The organism is Ewingella sp. AOP9-I1-14, assembly GCF_052375995.1.
GTDB lineage: Bacteria > Pseudomonadota > Gammaproteobacteria > Enterobacterales > Enterobacteriaceae > Ewingella > Ewingella allii.
The window spans coordinates 1-17222 of the sequence record NZ_JBQSVA010000010.1 but is presented as its reverse complement, the minus strand read 5'-3'; the positions used below and the strand labels follow the sequence as shown (position 1 = coordinate 17222).

14 protein-coding genes and 2 tRNA genes are annotated in these 17222 nt (G+C 53.5%); 4 read left to right on the top strand and 12 right to left on the bottom strand.

Translation table 11 applies throughout. The features are described from left to right. Positions 1-67 precede the first annotated feature (67 nt). A complete protein-coding gene (gene rep / locus ACT3RT_RS20265) occupies positions 68-2086 on the bottom strand; it encodes a DNA helicase Rep (protein ID WP_353504361.1) in 2019 nt (672 codons plus the stop codon). A gap of 175 nt (positions 2087-2261) precedes the next feature. Here rep and ppiC point away from each other — a divergent pair, with 175 nt between their 5' ends. After that, the gene (gene ppiC / locus ACT3RT_RS20260; protein ID WP_154148082.1) at positions 2262-2543 is read left to right on the top strand and encodes a peptidylprolyl isomerase PpiC; all 282 of its coding nucleotides are present in this window, start codon (positions 2262-2264) and stop codon (positions 2541-2543) included. Positions 2544-2787: 244 nt separating this feature from the next. Here the strand turns inward: ppiC and ilvC are convergent, their stop codons facing one another. Next, positions 2788-4263: a ketol-acid reductoisomerase gene (gene ilvC, locus ACT3RT_RS20255; RefSeq protein ID WP_485903871.1), complete on the bottom strand. Its 1476-nt coding sequence runs from the start codon at positions 4261-4263 to the stop codon at positions 2788-2790. A gap of 173 nt (positions 4264-4436) precedes the next feature. Between ilvC and ilvY the strand changes: the two genes are divergently transcribed. Then, the gene (gene ilvY, locus ACT3RT_RS20250) at positions 4437-5318 is read left to right on the top strand and encodes an HTH-type transcriptional activator IlvY (protein WP_353504359.1); all 882 of its coding nucleotides are present in this window, start codon (positions 4437-4439) and stop codon (positions 5316-5318) included. Between the two features lie 57 nt (positions 5319-5375). On the opposite strand, the gene ilvA is transcribed toward ilvY, so the two are convergent. The 7 genes from ilvA to ACT3RT_RS20215 form a co-directional block, all read right to left on the bottom strand. Further along, positions 5376-6920: a threonine ammonia-lyase, biosynthetic gene (gene ilvA, locus ACT3RT_RS20245; RefSeq protein WP_353504358.1), complete on the bottom strand. Its 1545-nt coding sequence runs from the start codon at positions 6918-6920 to the stop codon at positions 5376-5378. A gap of 5 nt (positions 6921-6925) precedes the next feature. Continuing rightward, positions 6926-8776, bottom strand: a complete 1851-nt coding sequence (gene ilvD / locus ACT3RT_RS20240) for a dihydroxy-acid dehydratase (protein WP_353504357.1) — start codon at positions 8774-8776, stop codon at positions 6926-6928. 134 nt (positions 8777-8910) lie between these two features. Continuing rightward, the gene (locus ACT3RT_RS20235) at positions 8911-9840 is read right to left on the bottom strand and encodes a branched-chain amino acid transaminase (protein WP_486033807.1); all 930 of its coding nucleotides are present in this window, start codon (positions 9838-9840) and stop codon (positions 8911-8913) included. Between the two features lie 16 nt (positions 9841-9856). Next, positions 9857-10120 carry an acetolactate synthase 2 small subunit gene (gene ilvM, locus ACT3RT_RS20230; RefSeq protein WP_034794713.1) on the bottom strand — a complete coding sequence of 88 codons (264 nt, stop codon included), beginning with the start codon at positions 10118-10120 and terminating at the stop codon, positions 9857-9859. Beyond that, the gene (ilvG, locus tag ACT3RT_RS20225) at positions 10117-11763 is read right to left on the bottom strand and encodes an acetolactate synthase 2 catalytic subunit (RefSeq protein WP_485903868.1); all 1647 of its coding nucleotides are present in this window, start codon (positions 11761-11763) and stop codon (positions 10117-10119) included. The genes ilvM and ilvG overlap by 4 nt, the downstream gene beginning before the upstream one ends. A 137-nt stretch (positions 11764-11900) precedes the next feature. Continuing rightward, complete coding sequence (gene ilvL, locus ACT3RT_RS20220) at positions 11901-12002, bottom strand: ilv operon leader peptide (protein ID WP_015699153.1); 102 nt, start codon at positions 12000-12002, stop codon at positions 11901-11903. Positions 12003-12134: 132 nt separating this feature from the next. After that, entirely contained in the window at positions 12135-13373 is a 1239-nt protein-coding gene (locus ACT3RT_RS20215; RefSeq protein WP_353504355.1) for an MFS transporter, read from the bottom strand. Positions 13374-13736: 363 nt separating this feature from the next. Between ACT3RT_RS20215 and ACT3RT_RS20210 the strand changes: the two genes are divergently transcribed. After that, positions 13737-15278: a YifB family Mg chelatase-like AAA ATPase gene (locus tag ACT3RT_RS20210; RefSeq protein ID WP_496203633.1), complete on the top strand. Its 1542-nt coding sequence runs from the start codon at positions 13737-13739 to the stop codon at positions 15276-15278. A 25-nt stretch (positions 15279-15303) separates the two neighbouring features. On the opposite strand, the gene ACT3RT_RS20205 is transcribed toward ACT3RT_RS20210, so the two are convergent. Then, on the bottom strand, positions 15304-15642 hold the full coding sequence (locus tag ACT3RT_RS20205; RefSeq protein WP_034794706.1) for a MaoP family protein: 339 nt from the start codon (positions 15640-15642) through the stop codon (positions 15304-15306). Between the two features lie 118 nt (positions 15643-15760). On the opposite strand from ACT3RT_RS20205, the gene hdfR reads away from it, so the two are divergent. Then, a complete protein-coding gene (hdfR, locus tag ACT3RT_RS20200) occupies positions 15761-16588 on the top strand; it encodes an HTH-type transcriptional regulator HdfR (protein WP_353504353.1) in 828 nt (275 codons plus the stop codon). A gap of 400 nt (positions 16589-16988) precedes the next feature. Here hdfR and ACT3RT_RS20195 read toward each other — a convergent pair. Further along, positions 16989-17064, bottom strand: a tRNA-Trp gene (locus ACT3RT_RS20195). Positions 17065-17117: 53 nt separating this feature from the next. Beyond that, positions 17118-17194, bottom strand: a tRNA-Asp gene (locus tag ACT3RT_RS20190). Positions 17195-17222: the final 28 nt, after the last annotated feature.

Below are 17222 nucleotides of genomic sequence, written 5' to 3'. Positions count from 1 at the left end.
GCTCTGAAGTGACGTAAAATAGTAAAGGCGACCCAGGTCGCCTTTTTTGTTGCTGTTTTGCGAGCTGCTATTTTTTGGCGTTTGCCAGCTGAGCGCGGATCTTCTCCAGGTGGCTCTGCCCTTTGACCATGCGCTCCTGCGCACTCACCACTTTACGCTCGGTTTCCCACTCAAGGTCATCCTGCGGAAGCTCCAGCAGGAAACGGCTCGGCTCGGGGCGGATCAGCTCGCCGTACTGACGGCGTTCGCGGCACAAAGTGAAGATCAGCTCTTTCTGCGCGCGGGTGATCCCCACATAGGCAAGGCGGCGCTCTTCATCAACATTGTCTTCATCGATGCTGCTCTGGTGAGGCAGCAGCCCCTCCTCCATCCCGACCAAAAAGACGTAGGGGAATTCCAGACCTTTCGAGGCATGGAGGGTCATCAGTTGAACCTGATCCAGTTCTTCATCACTTTCGCCGCGCTCCATCATGTCTCGCAGGGTAAAGCGCGTCACCACCTGAGTTAGCGTCATCGGCTCGTCGAGATCGGTGCCTTCGAGCATTTCCGTCATCCAGCTAAAGAGCTGGTTAACGTTTTTCATGCGCATTTCTGCGGCTTTCGGGCTTGGCGAGGTTTCAAACAGCCAGCTTTCATAATCCACGCCGTGGATTAAGTCGCGCACGGCGGCCACCGGCTCTCTCTCAACACGGTCAGCGATGGTTCCCATCCAATGGGTGAAGCGCTGCAATGACTCCAGCCCGCGGCCGGTGAGATATTGGCTTAATCCCATGTCGAAGCTGGCTTTGAATAAGCCTTTATTGCGCTGATTTGCCCACTCCCCCAGCTTTTGCAGTGTTGCCGCACCAATCTCACGGCGCGGCGTGTTCACAATGCGCAAGAACGCGCTGTCATCGTCAGGGTTGGTCAGCACGCGTAAATAGGCCAGCAGGTCTTTAATTTCAGGCCGCGAGAAGAATGACGTGCCGCCGGAGATGCGATAAGGAATGCGGTTTTGCATCAGCATCTTTTCAAACAGCCGCGACTGGTGGTTGCCACGGTACAGAATGGCGTAGTCACCATAGTCAGTCTTATTCATGAAGTGATGGGCAATTAGCTCGCCCGCCACCCTTTCCGCCTCGTGATCTTCGTTATTGGCAGTGATGACTTTGAGTGCTTCGCCATAGCCCAGCTCGGAGAACAGACGCTTCTCAAACACGTGTGGGTTATTGGCAATCAGGATGTTGGCGGCTTTGAGAATGCGTTGCGACGAGCGGTAGTTCTGTTCCAGCTTGATCACTTGCAGCGCAGGGAAGTCCTCTTTGAGCAGCACCAGATTCTGTGGACGGGCGCCGCGCCAGGAGTAAATCGACTGGTCATCATCCCCCACCACGGTGAAGCGCGCGCGACTGCCCACCAGCAATTTCACCATCATGTACTGGCTGGTGTTGGTGTCCTGATATTCATCCACCAGCAGGTAGCGCAGCTTGTTCTGCCAGCGTTCCCGCACCTCTTCATTGCGTTGCAGCAGTAAGGTCGGCAGCAGAATCAAATCATCAAAATCGAGAATATTACAGGCGCGCATGTGGTCGTGATAAAGGCTATAGCAGAGCGCGAAGATCTTGTCGCGCTCCGATCGCGCCAGATCGGCGGCGCGCGCTGGATCAACCAGATCGTTCTTCCAGTTGGAGATCGTCGAGATCAGCTGTTGCAGCAGCGTTTTATCTTGCTCCAGCCACTTCTCGCTCAGCTCCTTGAGCAGCGCTAACTGGTCTTGGTCATCAAACAGGGAGAAATTAGATTTCATGCCGAGCGCGGCATATTCCTTTTTGATGATCTCCAGACCCAAGGTGTGGAAGGTTGAAATCATCAACCCGCGCGCTTCTTTACGACCCAGCGTTTGCGCTACGCGCTCTTTCATCTCACGCGCGGCTTTATTGGTAAAGGTTACGGCGGCAATATGACGTGCCTGATACCCACATTGACGGATCAAGTGTGCGATTTTATTGGTGATCACCCTGGTTTTACCGGAACCAGCGCCGGCCAGAACCAAGCAAGGTCCGGTTACGAATTCGACGGCGTGTTGTTGACTAGGGTTTAATCGCATGACCTGTTTTTTGCTCACTTGATGGACAAGGAGGGCGATTGTAGCAGAAAGAGAAGCTGAGATTGACTGGCTTTAGCGCCCAATTTGCATCTATGGAACACAGGCTGGATTCCACTTGGCCGCTTGCAGGTGTTACATTACGCCTCTGGAAACTCTCTCGTAAAAAGGTCTTATCATGGCGAAAACTGCCGCAGCAATGCACATCCTCGTGAAGGAAGAAGCTCAAGCACAAGAAATTCTGGCCCAGTTGAAAAACGGTGGCGATTTCGAGAAGCTGGCTAAGAAACACTCGACTTGCCCGTCAGGCAAAAAAGGCGGCCACTTAGGCGAGTTCAAACAGGGCGCAATGGTCCCGGCTTTCGATAAAGTGGTATTTTCCGCTCCACTGATCGAGCCACAAGGCCCGCTGCACACCCAGTTCGGCTACCACATCATTAAGATCCTGTACCGCAACTGAGTTTTCGTTTCGGCGCAGTAAAAAGAAAGGGCACCGCATTTTCATGCAGTGCCCTTTTTTTAATGCAGTACCCGCTCTAACACTGGGATATCCAAAATCATTCGAGTTGCGGACAGCCTGAAGACCCGAGTAATTCGAGCTACAGGAAGGCGGCAAATGAGGGAATCCCGATGAGCTTACTCAAGTAAGTGATTCGGGTGACCAAGTGCAGCCAACGCATCTGTAGTTCGAAGTACGAAGGGGATTAGCTTGCGACGGCGATACGCTTCATATCCGTCATATACCCACGCAGCTTATGACCCACAGCTTCGATTGGGTGATTGCGAATGGCTTCGTTAACATCACGCAGCTGCGCGTTATCAACGTTGGTGCCTGCAACAGATTTACCCAAATCGCCAGCTTGCAGCGTCGTCATGAACTCTTTCAGCAATGGCACTGCGGCGTTAGCGAACAGGTAGTTGCCGTACTCAGCGGTGTCAGAGATAACCACGTTCATTTCATACAGGCGTTTACGCGCGATGGTGTTAGCAATCAGCGGCAGCTCGTGCAGAGATTCGTAGTAAGCAGACTCTTCGATGATACCAGCAGCCACCATGGTTTCGAATGCCAGCTCAACGCCTGCTTTAACCATAGCGATCATCAGAACGCCGTTGTCGAAGTACTCTTGCTCAGCGATTTTGCCTTCAAACTGTGGTGCGTTTTCGAATGCCGTCGCGCCAGTCTCTTCACGCCAGGTCAGCAATTTCTTATCGTCGTTAGCCCAGTCAGCCATCATGCCGCTAGAGAATTCGCCGGAGATGATGTCGTCCATGTGCTTCTGGAACAGTGGAGCCATAATGCCTTTCAGCTGCTCTGACAGCGCGTAAGCACGCAGTTTAGCCGGGTTGGACAGACGGTCCATCATCAGCGTAATACCGCCTTGCTTCAGGGCTTCGGTCACGGTTTCCCAGCCGAATTGCAGCAGTTTTTCTGCGTAAGCTTCATCAACGCCGTCAGCGACTAATTTGTCGAAGCACAGCAGAGAACCGGCCTGCAACATGCCGCACAGAATGGTTTGCTCGCCCATCAGGTCAGATTTAACTTCCGCAACGAAAGAAGATTGCAGAACGCCCGCACGGTGACCGCCAGTTGCCGCAGCCCATGCTTTCGCAATAGCCATACCCTCGCCTTTCGGGTCGTTTTCTGGGTGAACGGCAATCAGAGTTGGAACGCCGAAACCGCGTTTGTACTCTTCACGCACTTCGGTACCCGGACATTTTGGAGCAACCATCACGACGGTGATGTCTTTACGAATTTGCTCGCCAACTTCAACGATGTTGAAGCCGTGGGAGTAACCCAGAGTTGCGCCATCTTTCATCAGGGGCTGAACGGCTTTAACAACGGAGCTGTGCTGTTTGTCTGGCGTCAAGTTAATAACCAAGTCCGCCTGTGGGATCAGCTCTTCATAAGTCCCTACTTTGAAGCCGTTTTCTGTCGCTTTACGCCATGATGCGCGTTTTTCTGCGATAGCTTCAGCACGTAAGGTGTAAGAAACATCCAGACCGGAGTCACGCATGTTCAAACCTTGGTTAAGGCCCTGCGCGCCACAACCCACAATCACGACTTTTTTACCCTTCAGGTAGCTCGCTTCATCAGCGAATTCGTCGCGACCCATAAAGCGGCATTTGCCCAATTGTTCTAACTGCTGGCGCAGGTTCAAGGTGTTGAAATAGTTAGCCATCGTAATACTCCGTTCTTTCTCTGAGGATGTTGTTATGTGTGGTTCACCGGTTTTGGGTGAACGCGATGAAATTACTATATGTTATGTACTGTGTTGCTTAAATTGATATATTGAGAAGATGACGTTGCAGAATATGCAACATGCTGTTCCGACTCACATTGGGGAAACCGCGCATGGATCTTCGCGATCTCAAACTCTTTTTACATCTGGCCGAAAGCCGCCATTTTGGGCGTTCGTCCAAGGCAATGCATGTCAGCCCCTCGACCCTTTCTCGCCAGATTCAGCGCCTGGAGGAAGAGCTGGGCCAGCCGCTGTTTCAACGTGATAACCGCACGGTACAATTGACCAGCGCGGGGGAGCAGCTTCGAAACTTTGCTCAGCAGACGTTGTTGCAGTACCAGCAGCTGCGTCACTCGCTCGACCAGCACGGGCCCTCGTTGAGTGGCGAGTTGCGACTCTTTTGTTCCGTGACGGCGGCATATAGCCATCTGCCGCCTATCCTTGATCGATTCCGCGCCCAGCATCCGTTGGTAGAAATCAAACTCACCACCGGCGACGCCGCAGACGCGGTCGAGAAAGTGCAGTCTGCCGAAGCCGACTTGGGTATCGCCGGGCATCCAGAAAACCTGCCATCCAGCGTCGATTTCATCCAAATTGGCGAAATCCCGATGATCCTCATCGCCCCGTCATTACCCTGCGCGGTGCGAAATCAAACCAGCGAGCCTCATCCGGATTGGTCGCAAATCCCGTTTATCCTGCCGGAGCACGGCCCGGCGCGTAAGCGAATCGACATTTGGTTTAAACGTAATCGCCTGATAAACCCACTCATTTATGCCACAGTGTCCGGCCACGAAGCCATCGTCTCAATGGTTGCCCTCGGCTGCGGCATTGCCCTGCTGCCTGACGTAGTGCTAGAGAATAGCCCCGAACCGGTGAGAAACCGCATTACCGTGCTGGAAAATGTGACGCTTGGCTCACCCTTAGAGCTAGGCGTGTGCGTACAGAAGAAGCGTCTTAAGGAGCCGCTCATCGACGCCTTCTGGCAACTGTTATAAACCTGTTTTGCGACAGAAAAAGGACAAATAAAAAGGGCCAAAAGGCCCTTTGATTTTCTAGCCCGCCAAGAAGAAACGGAAGGCCGGGTTTTCACTTTCGTTGTGGCAGTCATAGCCCAACGCGGAAAGATTTTTTTCAAACTCCGGCTCTTGCTCGGTCAGTTCAAAAGCGGCCAAAACGCGACCAAAATCTGTGCCATGGCTGCGATAGTGGAACAGCGAAATATTCCAGTGCGTGCCTAAGGTTTGCAGGAATTTCAGCAACGCGCCCGGCGATTCCGGGAACTCAAAGCTGTAAAGCCTTTCGCGCAGAGGCTTGCTCGGGCGGCCGCCAACCATATAGCGGACGTGCAGTTTCGCCATTTCATCGTCGGAGAGATCAACGACCTGATACCCGCCGTGGTGCAGCTCGTCGATGATCTCTTTGCGTTCGACATTGCCACGCGTTAGGCGCACACCCACAAAGATGCAGGCATCCTTGTCGTCGGCGTAGCGATAGTTGAACTCGGTGACCGAGCGCCCGCCGAGCAGCTGGCAGAACTTCAAGAAGCTGCCTTTTTGCTCAGGGATGGTCACGGCCAGCAAGGCTTCTCGCTGCTCGCCAAGCTCACAACGCTCTGAAACATAACGCAAACCATGGAAGTTCACGTTGGCGCCAGAAAGGACATGCGCCAGCCGTTCCCCCTGAATATTATGTTGTTGGACGTATTTCTTCAGCCCGGCCAAGGCCAGTGCGCCAGAAGGCTCGGCGATGGCGCGGACGTCTTCGAACAAATCTTTGACCGCGGCGCAAATCGCGTCGCTGTCGACGGTGATCACGTCGTCTAAATACTCGCGACACAGACGGAAGGTTTCGTTGCCGATGCGCTTAACGGCCACGCCTTCAGCAAACAGCCCGACGCGCGCCAAGTCCACCGGCTCGCCAGCATCCAGCGCGGCGCGCAGGCAGGCGGAATCTTCAGCTTCGACACCAATCACCTGAATTTGCGGCATCAGCTGTTTAATCAGCACCGCCACGCCCGCCGCCAGACCGCCGCCGCCAACAGGGACAAATACCCGGTCCAGATGAGCATCTTGCTGGAGCAGCTCCATCGCCAAGGTGCCCTGCCCGGCGATAACCGCCGGATGGTCGAATGGCGGGACGAAGGTCATGCCCTGCTGCTGAGAAAGCTCAACAGCTTTGGCCTTCGCTTCGTCAAAATTAGCGCCGTGCAGCAGCACTTCGCCGCCAAAATTACGCACGGCATCCACTTTGATGTCGGCGGTCGCCACTGGCATGACGATAAGGGATTTAATGCCTTTTTTGCTGGCTGAAAGCGCAACGCCCTGCGCGTGGTTGCCGGCCGAGGCCGTGATCACGCCGCGAGCAGCCTGCTCTTCAGTCAAGCTCGCTATCATCGAATAGGCGCCGCGCAGCTTGAAACTGTGCACAGCCTGACGATCTTCGCGTTTAACCAGAATGGTGTTGTTCAGGCGGGAGGAGATTTTCTCCATCACCTGCAGTGGCGTGACCTGCGCCACTTCGTAAACCGGCGCGCGCAGTACGGCGCGGAGATACTCCGCGCCTCCCGGCTGGTCGGATAGGGGTTGTGATACCGCCATGACCGTTAGCCTCCCAGCTTACTCTTGTCACGCACTGCGCCTTTGTCGGCGCTGGTTGCCAGGCTGGCATAAGCGCGCAGCGCGAAGGAGACCACGCGCTCACGGCCGTGTGGAGTCCACGCCTGATCGCCACGGGCCAATTCAGCTTCATGGCGCGCAGCCAGTTCGGCGGCTGGAACATCCAGCACCATGCTGCGGTTTGGAATGTCGATATCAATCATGTCGCCATCTTTCACCAGCGCAATCAGGCCGCCGCTGCCCGCTTCCGGAGAAACGTGGCCGATGGACAGACCTGAAGTACCCCCGGAGAAGCGACCGTCGGTGATCAGCGCACACTCTTTACCCAGACCCATCGATTTCAGATAAGTGGTTGGGTAAAGCATCTCTTGCATGCCCGGCCCGCCTTTCGGCCCTTCGTAGCGAATCACCACCACGTCGCCAGACACCACTTTGCCGCCGAGAATCGCTTCAACCGCCGTGTCCTGGCTTTCATACACTTTTGCCGGACCACGGAAGGTCAGGTTCGATTTATCCACGCCCGCCGTCTTAACAATACTGCCCGCCTCGGCCAAGTTGCCGTACAGCACGGCCAGTCCGCCGTCTTTGCTGAACGCATGTTCCAGAGAACGGATACAGCCTTCCGCGCGGTCATCATCCAGCGTGTCCCAGCGGCAATCCTGCGAGAACGCCTGCGTGGTGCGAATGCCCGCCGGTCCTGCGCGGAACATTTTTTTCACCGCTTCGTCTTTGGTCAGCATGATGTCGTACTTATCCAAGGTCTCCGGCAGCGTCAGGCCGAGGATGTTTTTCACATCGCGATGCAGCAGGCCTGCGCGGTCCAGTTCGCCAAGAATAGCCAACACGCCGCCCGCGCGGTGAACGTCTTCCATATGGTATTTCTGGGTGCTTGGTGCCACTTTGCAAAGATGCGGGACTTTGCGAGACAGGCGATCGATGTCGGTCATGTCGAACTCAATCTCGCCTTCCTGCGCCGCAGCCAACAGGTGCAGAACGGTGTTAGTCGAGCCGCCCATCGCGATATCCAGCGTCATGGCGTTTTCGAAGGCGGCTTTGCTGGCAATGCTGCGCGGCAAGGCTGTCTCATCGTCTTTTTCGTAATAACGTTTGGTCAGTTCAACAATGCGTTGACCGGCGGTCAGGAACAGCTCTTTACGATCAGCGTGGGTCGCCAACAGTGAACCGTTACCCGGCTGGGACAGGCCCAGAGCTTCGGTCAGACAGTTCATGGAGTTGGCGGTGAACATGCCGGAACAAGAGCCGCAGGTCGGACAGGCTGAACGTTCGATTTGCTCACTGTCGGCATCGCTGACGTTCGGGTTCGCGCCCTGAATCATGGCGTCAACCAAGTCGAGCTTGATGATTTTGTCGGAAAGCTTGGTTTTACCGGCTTCCATCGGGCCGCCGGAAACAAAGATAACCGGAATGTTAAGGCGCAGAGACGCCATCAGCATTCCCGGGGTGATTTTGTCGCAGTTGGAAATACACACCATGGCGTCGGCGCAGTGCGCGTTAACCATGTATTCCACCGAGTCGGCAATCAACTCGCGCGAAGGCAGTGAATACAGCATGCCGCCATGACCCATGGCAATACCGTCATCGACGGCGATCGTGTTGAACTCTTTAGCAACACCGCCGGAGGCTTCGATTTGTTCGGCAACCAGTTTACCCAAGTCGCGCAGGTGCACGTGGCCCGGTACGAACTGGGTAAAGGAGTTTACAACGGCAATAATTGGCTTACCGAAATCGTCATCGGTCATGCCGGTGGCACGCCATAAAGCGCGGGCGCCAGCCATGTTACGGCCGTGAGTGGTGGTAGCGGAACGGTACTTAGGCATGCTCTATTCACTCCAAATCAAGTCAATGTGCAGGTGACGCGATCGCCACCTGCCGTATTTCTTATTTACCCTCAATCATTCGGGCTGCATCAAAGCGACCAACGCAGAGGCCGCCCGAAGGGTGACGGGTAAAATTATTGTGGGTTGATTGGATCCAACCAGCCCCATTTGTCTTCGGTTTTGCCGGTGAACAGGCCGAAGAATGCATCCTGGATTTGTTTGGTCACTGGACCACGTTTGCCGATACCCACTTGGATGCCGTCAACGCTGCGAACTGGGGTGATTTCAGCCGCGGTGCCGGACATAAAGACTTCATCAGCCAGATACAGAGATTCGCGAGACAGCACTTGCTCACGCACTTCCAGACCCATGTCTTTCGCCAGCTTGATGATGGCATCGCGGGTGATGCCCGGTAGTGCAGAAGAGGTGAATGGCGGCGTGAAGATAATGCCGTCTTTAACTTCAAACAGGTTTTCGCCCGCGCCTTCGGAAACATAACCGTGAACATCCAGCGCGATGCCTTCCTGATAGCCGTGGCGGCGAGCTTCGCTACCGACCAACAGGGAAGAAAGATAGTTACCGCCCGCTTTCGCGGCAGTTGGGATGGTGTTAGCTGCTACGCGGTTCCATGAAGAAACCATCGCATCGATACCTTGCTCCAGGGCTTCTTCACCCAGATAGGCGCCCCAAGGGAACGCAGCGATGATCACATCAGTTTTGTAACCATCTGGCGGGTTTACACCCATGCCGACGTCGCCGATGAACACCAGCGGACGGATATATGCGCTCACCAGCTTGTTGGTACGCAGGGTTTCGCGACAGGCTTCCATCAGCTCATCAACGCTTTGGCTGACTGGCATACGGTAGATCTTGGCTGAGTCACGCAGGCGCTGCATGTGTTCACGGTGACGGAACACCACTGGGCCTTTGTGGGAGTCGTAGCAACGAACGCCCTCGAAGACCGAGGTGCCGTAATGCAGTGCGTGTGACATTACGTGTACTTTCGCTTCCGCCCAAGGAACCATCTCGCCATTGAACCAAATGAAATCAGCTTTCTTCGTCATTCTCTCTTTCCTTAACTTACGCGTTGGCGCGTATTTGTTGTGATGTGTGCTGTTGGATCTCGACGCAGGCGACATCCATCAATTTGCGTAACTGTGAAGACAGTAAATCTACAGACCGCTGGCTGGCAACGGTCAATTCAATATTTATGTTTTCCGCATTTATCATAGGGGTCATATTCATCGCGCACACCTGAAAACCACGGTGGCGAACAACGCGTAAAACCCGTTCTAACATTTCAGGGCGGAAGCGAGCTTGAATTGAGACGTTATGCTGCATCATGACATTTTCTCCAACATATTTTCGTTGCCTGCGCCTGGCGGCACCAGTGGCCAGACGTTCTGGCTTTCGTCGATGGAAACCTGAAGCAAATAAGGACCTTCACTATTGAAGAAAGCGTCCAGGGCGGCGTCGACTTGATCTTTACGGCTGATACGTTGGCCTGGGATATCAAACGCGCTGGCCAGCGTGACAAAATCGGGGTTATCAGAGAGGTTGGTTTCGCTATAACGTCCATCAAAGAACAGCTCCTGCCACTGTCGAACCATGCCTAAACGCTGGTTATCCAACAGCAGGATCTTTAACGGCAACTGTTTTCGCTTGATGGTGCCCAGCTCCTGAACGTTCATCATGAATGAGCCGTCGCCAGAAACGCAGATAACCATGTCGTTCGGGCGAGCAACCTGCGCGCCAACCGCCGCGGGGATACCGAAGCCCATGGTGCCCAAGCCACTGGAAGTGATGAAGTTTTCCGGGCGGCTGAACTGCATGTGCTGCGCCGTCCACATTTGGTGCTGACCGACGTCGGTGGTGACGACGGTTTCCGCCGATTTACGCTCGGAGATCTGCTTGAGCAACAGCGGCGCAAAGATGGCATCGCCAGGATGGTCGTAGCGAGGCTCGCCCTGCACTTTCAGCGTCATCACGCGATCGCGCCAGCTGTGGATAGACAGCGGCTGCTTCAAGGCGGGCAGCAAGGTTTTCAAATCGCCCTGCAATGCCACGTGGGCCTGACGCAATTTGTTCATCTCGGCAGGGTCGATATCCATATGGATAACGGCGGCGTGTGGCGCGAAGGTGTTTAATTTGCCGGTAACGCGGTCGTCGAAACGGGCGCCGACGGCGATCAGCAAGTCGCATTCTTGTACGGCAAGATTGGCGGCTTTGGTGCCATGCATGCCTAACATGCCCAGATAGCACGGGTCGTTAGCATCTGGCGCGCCCAGACCTTTAAGGGTGGCGACCGCAGGAATGCCGGTGGTGGCGATGAAATCACGCAGCGCCGGAACCGCCTGAGCGATGCCCACGCCGCCGCCAACGTACATCATCGGTTTTTGCGCGGCGGCAATCATATCGTAGGCCTGTTGCAGTTCGGCGATTGGATGCGCAAACTGCTCTTCAACCGGTATCAAGTGCGGCGGTAATTCACCCATCGCCAGCTGGATATCTTTAGGAATATCAATCAGAACAGGTCCTGGACGGCCACTGGTTGCGATAGCAAACGCGTCAGCCATGATTTCCGGCAGAGCGTCCAGCGACTCAACTAAAAAGCTGTGTTTGGTGCAGGCGAGAGACAAGCCTAAAACGTCGATTTCCTGAAAAGCATCAGTACCGATAAACGCCGAGCTAACCTGGCCGGTGATCGCCACCAGAGGAACGGAATCCATCAACGCGTCAGCCAGGCCGGTGATTAAATTCGTTGCGCCAGGCCCGGAAGTGGCGATACACACGCCGACTTTCCCGGTTGAACGCGCGTAGCCAATGGCGGCCATGGCGGCGCCCTGCTCGTGTCGGCACAGTAGGTGTTCGACGCCACCGTCATACAATGCATCGTATACCGGCATAATTGCTCCGCCTGGGTAGCCGAAAACCATATCGACCCCCTGTGCGCGCAATGCTTGTACTACCCACTGTGCTCCGGTCATCGTTATTCTCCTGCCTTTTTGGGTTCTGCGCAGAATTTTATGCTGTTGCTCATTTTCTATTCTCGCCTCAATTTTGCTCTGACCAAAAAAAAACCCCGGACCTTTCGGTGCGGGGTTCTTTTCAGGTTCAGGCTTGTTTAATAAGCCTTTCTTCGTCCAAGTGCAGCCCCGCACGGTGGGATAATAATCACCACCACGCTAATCACGACTAGGCTAACTACTAGGAGAAGGGCTTTCATTTTTTGGTTTCTTAAATTCTTCTTACGAACGATTGCCTACAGAGTTATCACAGTCAGGTGTGATGTGACAACACTTTTCTTAGGTTATTACCTATAGCCTGCTTACCATTAACTCAAAAATAGTTAATCAAATCAGGCATTCGTATGAACTTTCGCCCCAGATGATTTTATTTCACCAGAGAGCACTTTTCCGCGCGTATCACGTCCGAAGGAAACCAACACGGCAATGACGATGGCCACGGTTCCGGCCACAACGGCCATCGCTAAACCATAATTATGGTCGTTGCTTTCCGCAATGTAGGCCTGCAAGGTGGCGTTGACTGACGCCAGCAGATTACCCAGTTGGTAAACAAAGCCGGGCAAGACCGCGCGGGTGTTAGCTGGCACCAGTTCGGTAAGGTAACTCGGCACCACGCCCCACGCGCCCTGCACCATCAACTGCATCAAGAATGCGCCCAAACCGATGGTCCATACGCCACTGGAGAACGCCCATAACGGGATCACCGGAAGTGACAGTAAGGCCGCGATAATAATGGCTTTTTTTCGGCCTATTTTTTCGGAAAGTGAACCAAAGAAGATGCCGCCGATGATAGAAGCGATGGTGTAGCCAATCGCAATCAGGCTGACCGTGTGGGCATCAAATCCGTGCTGAATTTTCAGGAAGGACGGATAGAGATCCTGAGTCCCGTGGCTGAAGAAGTTGAAAGCGGCCATCAGCACCACCAGATAAACGCACAACTTCCAGTGAGATTTAAGCACTGGCAGCAAAGCGGTGCTCTCTTTGCGCTCTCTGGCGGCAAGCCATACCGGCGATTCCTGAACTTTAAACCAGATGAAGGGCAGCAGGAAAATCGGCACCGCGCCGATCACGAACATGCCTCTCCAGCCGACCACGTTCGAGAACAACCCGTAAACTACCGCGGCCAGCAGATAACCAAAGGGATAGCCCGCCTGGAAGACGCCCGACATAAATCCGCGAGAGCGATCCGGGATGGTTTCCATTGCCAGCGAAGAGGCCACGCCCCAAACACCGCCCATCGCCACGCCATAAATCACTCTTAATACTAAGAAAACGGTTAGCGAAGGCGCCGCCGCTGTGCAGAGTTCAAAGACTGAGAAGAAGGCAATATTGATCATCAATATCGGCTTACGGCCATACTTCTCTGCCGCGCGTCCGAACAGCAATGCCCCTATCGGCCTCACTGCGAGGGTCAGCAAGATGGCAAGAGTCACCTCTTTGATATCCACGCTAAAAGCCGTAGCAATGTCGCTGAGTAAGAAGACGAGAATGAAGAAATCGAACGCGTCGAGCGTCCAACTTAAAAAACTGGCAATAGCGACATTACGCTGTCTGGAGGTCCAACCGAACATGGTGTGTTTCCTATCCCGGAAAAGTGTAGGGGGCGCTCATTGCTGTATCCGGAACAAATCAATGAGGCTGAAGCAATGTTAAACAAGAAAACGAAATGTTTATTTATTGTTAATATCCAAATAAATTAAACACTCTGATTCAAAAACCAGCAAGATTATTAGTTTGCTAATTTGTTTCCAGATACCGCAAAGTGTTAACAGCTATTGCTCAATTTGCGATCCCCCTCGCACTCTCCCCCTGCAAGTTCCCCCCTGAAAATTATGATTTCGAGCTGTGCTGGAGAGTCAGTCATCGCCTGATTCTTCGCCAGTCGATTGCGACATACTGCGTCCTTCACTTGGCTTTGACGCAGGGAGATGCTGATGGCATTAGCAGTTGTTCACACCCGAGCCTCGCTTGGCGTGCAGGCTCCGGGCGTTTCGGTTGAGGTTCATATCAGCAATGGTCTACCCGCCCTGACGCTCGTTGGGCTGCCAGAAACGACGGTGAAAGAAGCGCGGGATCGAGTTCGCAGCGCCATTATCAACTGCGGGTTTACCTTTCCTGCCAAGCGCATCACCGTCAATCTGGCTCCCGCCGATTTGCCTAAGGAGGGTGGCCGGTATGACTTATCCATCGCGCTAGCCATTCTCGTCGCTTCTGAGCAGCTTTCAGGGGATAAGTTGAATGAGTATGAGTTCGTGGGGGAGTTAGGGCTTTCAGGGGCGTTACGCGGCGTAAATGGCGCTATCCCTGCTGCCTTGGAAGCTCAAAAAGAGGGCCGGCGGTTAATCCTCCCCAAAGATAATCGCCAAGAGATGTCTCTGCTGGAGACGGGCATCGCCAAAGTCGCCGATCATCTTCTGCAGGTCTGCGCGTTCTTACAGGGGGAAGCGGATTTGTGCGACGTCGAGCGCGTCGAACCCCCTGATATCTATGCGAATCAGCCCGACCTTGCTGACATCATTGGGCAGGAGCAATCCAAGCGAGCCTTAGAAGTGGCCGCCGCCGGTGGCCATAACCTGTTGCTGATTGGCCCGCCGGGTACTGGGAAAACCATGCTGGCAAGCCGCCTGCCGGCACTGCTTCCCCCCTTAAGCAATCAAGAAACCTTGGAGACAGCGGCAATAGCCAGTCTGGTCTACAACCCAGAAGAGAATGGGAATTTCTCACGCAGCCGCCCTTTCCGCGCTCCCCACCATAGTACCTCCATGAGTGCTTTGGTCGGCGGAGGCTCTTTGCCCCGCCCTGGCGAGATTTCGTTGGCACACAATGGTGTTTTGTTTCTTGATGAACTGCCGGAGTTCGAACGCAAAGTGCTCGATGCGCTGCGACAACCCATGGAGTCAGGCGAGATCACCATCTCCCGCGCCCGCGCTAAGGTGCGTTATCCCGCCAGAGCGCAGCTCATTGCCGCCATGAATCCTAGCCCTACAGGCCATTACCAAGGGGTACATAACCGTACTCCCCCCCAACAGGTACTTCGTTATCTCAGCAGACTTTCAGGCCCCTTTCTCGACCGTTTTGATTTATCGATTGAAGTGCCGCTACTGCCACCGGGCGTTTTGAGTTTGCAAAGCCAAAGGTTAGGCTCTCGCGCCAAAGAGAGCAGCGCACAGGTGCGTGAGCGAGTGATCGATGCCCGTGAGCGCCAGTTGGCCCGAGCAGGGAAAATCAATGCGCACATGAGTAGCAGTGAAGTAGAAAAATTTTGTGAGCTTAAAAAGGAAGATGCTGAATTTCTGGAAGGGGTGCTGCACAAGCTAGGATTATCGGTTCGGGCATGGCATCGCATTCTTAAAGTGGCGAGAACAATAGCCGATCTCAATAATCAGGCTATGATTGAGAAAGCCCATATCTCTGAAGCGCTAAGCTACAGATGTATGGATAGATTGCTGCTGAAGTTACACAAAAGCCTGGCATAAAAAAACGGGGCAAAGCCCCGTTTCATTAATCATCGCTTTCCGTGTAATCTTCCACGGCGTCAGCTTGCGGCTTACCGCCAGACAACGTGTGGAATTTCTTCGGGCGACGTGTGCGAGTAATGTATTTATTCCACACTTTTTCCGCTTCGGTTGCCGGATCACGGCTGCCGCGGCAGACCTCAAGAAAGAGCTTTTCTTCCTCGGTTGCAGGTTCGCGTTTTCCCAAGTCCAGCTCATTGAAAGCAAAGCCGTAACGTTCTAGCATTTGCGCTTCTTTAATGGTGAAATCGCCATGCCGGGAGAACCCGCGAGGGTAGTGTTTATTGTCAAAAAAACGATTTGTCGTGATGAAGCTTTCCGCCATCTGACACGCTCCTAATTCTCTCATGGTCGTGCTGTTATGGCGCGGAGTATTAGATAGGCTTGACAATGTGTAAAACAAAACATTTAAATCTTAACGACAAAAAATATTGGAGATAGTTTTGGATACGGAATTACTGAAAACCTTTTTGGAGGTGAGTAGAACGCGCCACTTTGGTAGAGCCGCTGAATCACTCTATTTGACGCAATCAGCAGTCAGTTTTCGCATCCGCCAACTGGAGACCCAGCTTGGGGCAAATTTATTCACACGCCATCGCAATAACATTCGCTTAACGCCCGCTGGCGAGCGTTTACTTCCGTATGCTGAAAACCTCATGTCCACCTGGCAAATGGCTAAAAAAGAGGTTGTACGCTCTCTACAGCACACAGAATTGTCTATCGGGGCTACGGCTTCGCTCTGGGAAGCCTATCTAACGCCTTGGTTGCAATCTCTTTATACCCAACGTGAAGCATTGCGCCTCGAAGCGCGCGTGGCACTTCGACACTCGCTGGTTAAGCAACTGCATGAAAGACAGCTAGATCTCCTCATCACCACAGAACCACCCAAGATGGATGAGCTTTCCAGCCAGCTGCTAGGTAATTTCTCGTTACGTCTTTTCGCTTCAGCCAAGCATGACAAGACCGAACATGCGCCGTACGTGCGTTTGGAATGGGGTGCAGATTTCACGCAACAAGAAAGCAAAATGCAGACCAATGAGCAGGAACCTGTCCTAACCACCACGTCAGCACACCTGACGCGCCAGTTGTTAGAGACTACCGGAGGCTGTGCTTATCTGCCGACACATTGGGCAAAAGAGTACCCACAATTGTCGCCTTACCATGAGATCCCTCCTGTTATTCGGCCTCTATATGCCGTGTGGCTACAAAGCAGCGATCAGCAGGTGTTGATTCGTCAATTGCTCAAAACGCCTTTAATGACCCACCTGTGATGATTTAGCACAGCACCTTTAAGCTCTCCCGTAAACGTTCAGTGCATCAATTTCAATAACTTTATTCGGCATCATTGGCGCCATTGAAAGCATTAAAGCGCCTTTAATTCCTTAACTTCGCTACTCTTTCATCCCTTCAAAATTGATCGAATATCCCACTCTGGGGATCCAGACACTCACCATATTTGAGGGTTTTCCATCCAAAGATTGGTTGAAACTACGTCATAAACTAAAAGATAAATGATGAAAAAGCCTGTCTCACATTCGGGTTGTGACTATTCTGTGAGCAAAATAAGAAGTGAGTGCGAGGAGATATTGGCAGGTTTGGTAGGTTTGGTAGGTTTGGTAGGTTTTTAAAGCATAAAAAAAAAGCCCTTCGCTTTCGCAAAGGGCCTTTATATGGCAGGGGCGGAGAGACTCGAACTCGCGACACCCGGTTTTGGAGACCGGTGCTCTACCAACTGAGCTACGCCCCTAGATTCTGCTTAACATTATGCCTGCTAAGATTAGCAGGCATAATTTAAATAAGTGGCGGAACGGACGGGGCTCGAACCCGCGACCCCCTGCGTGACAGGCAGGTATTCTAACCAACTGAACTACCGCTCCACCGGTTCTTTCACCTACGCCAGAAATT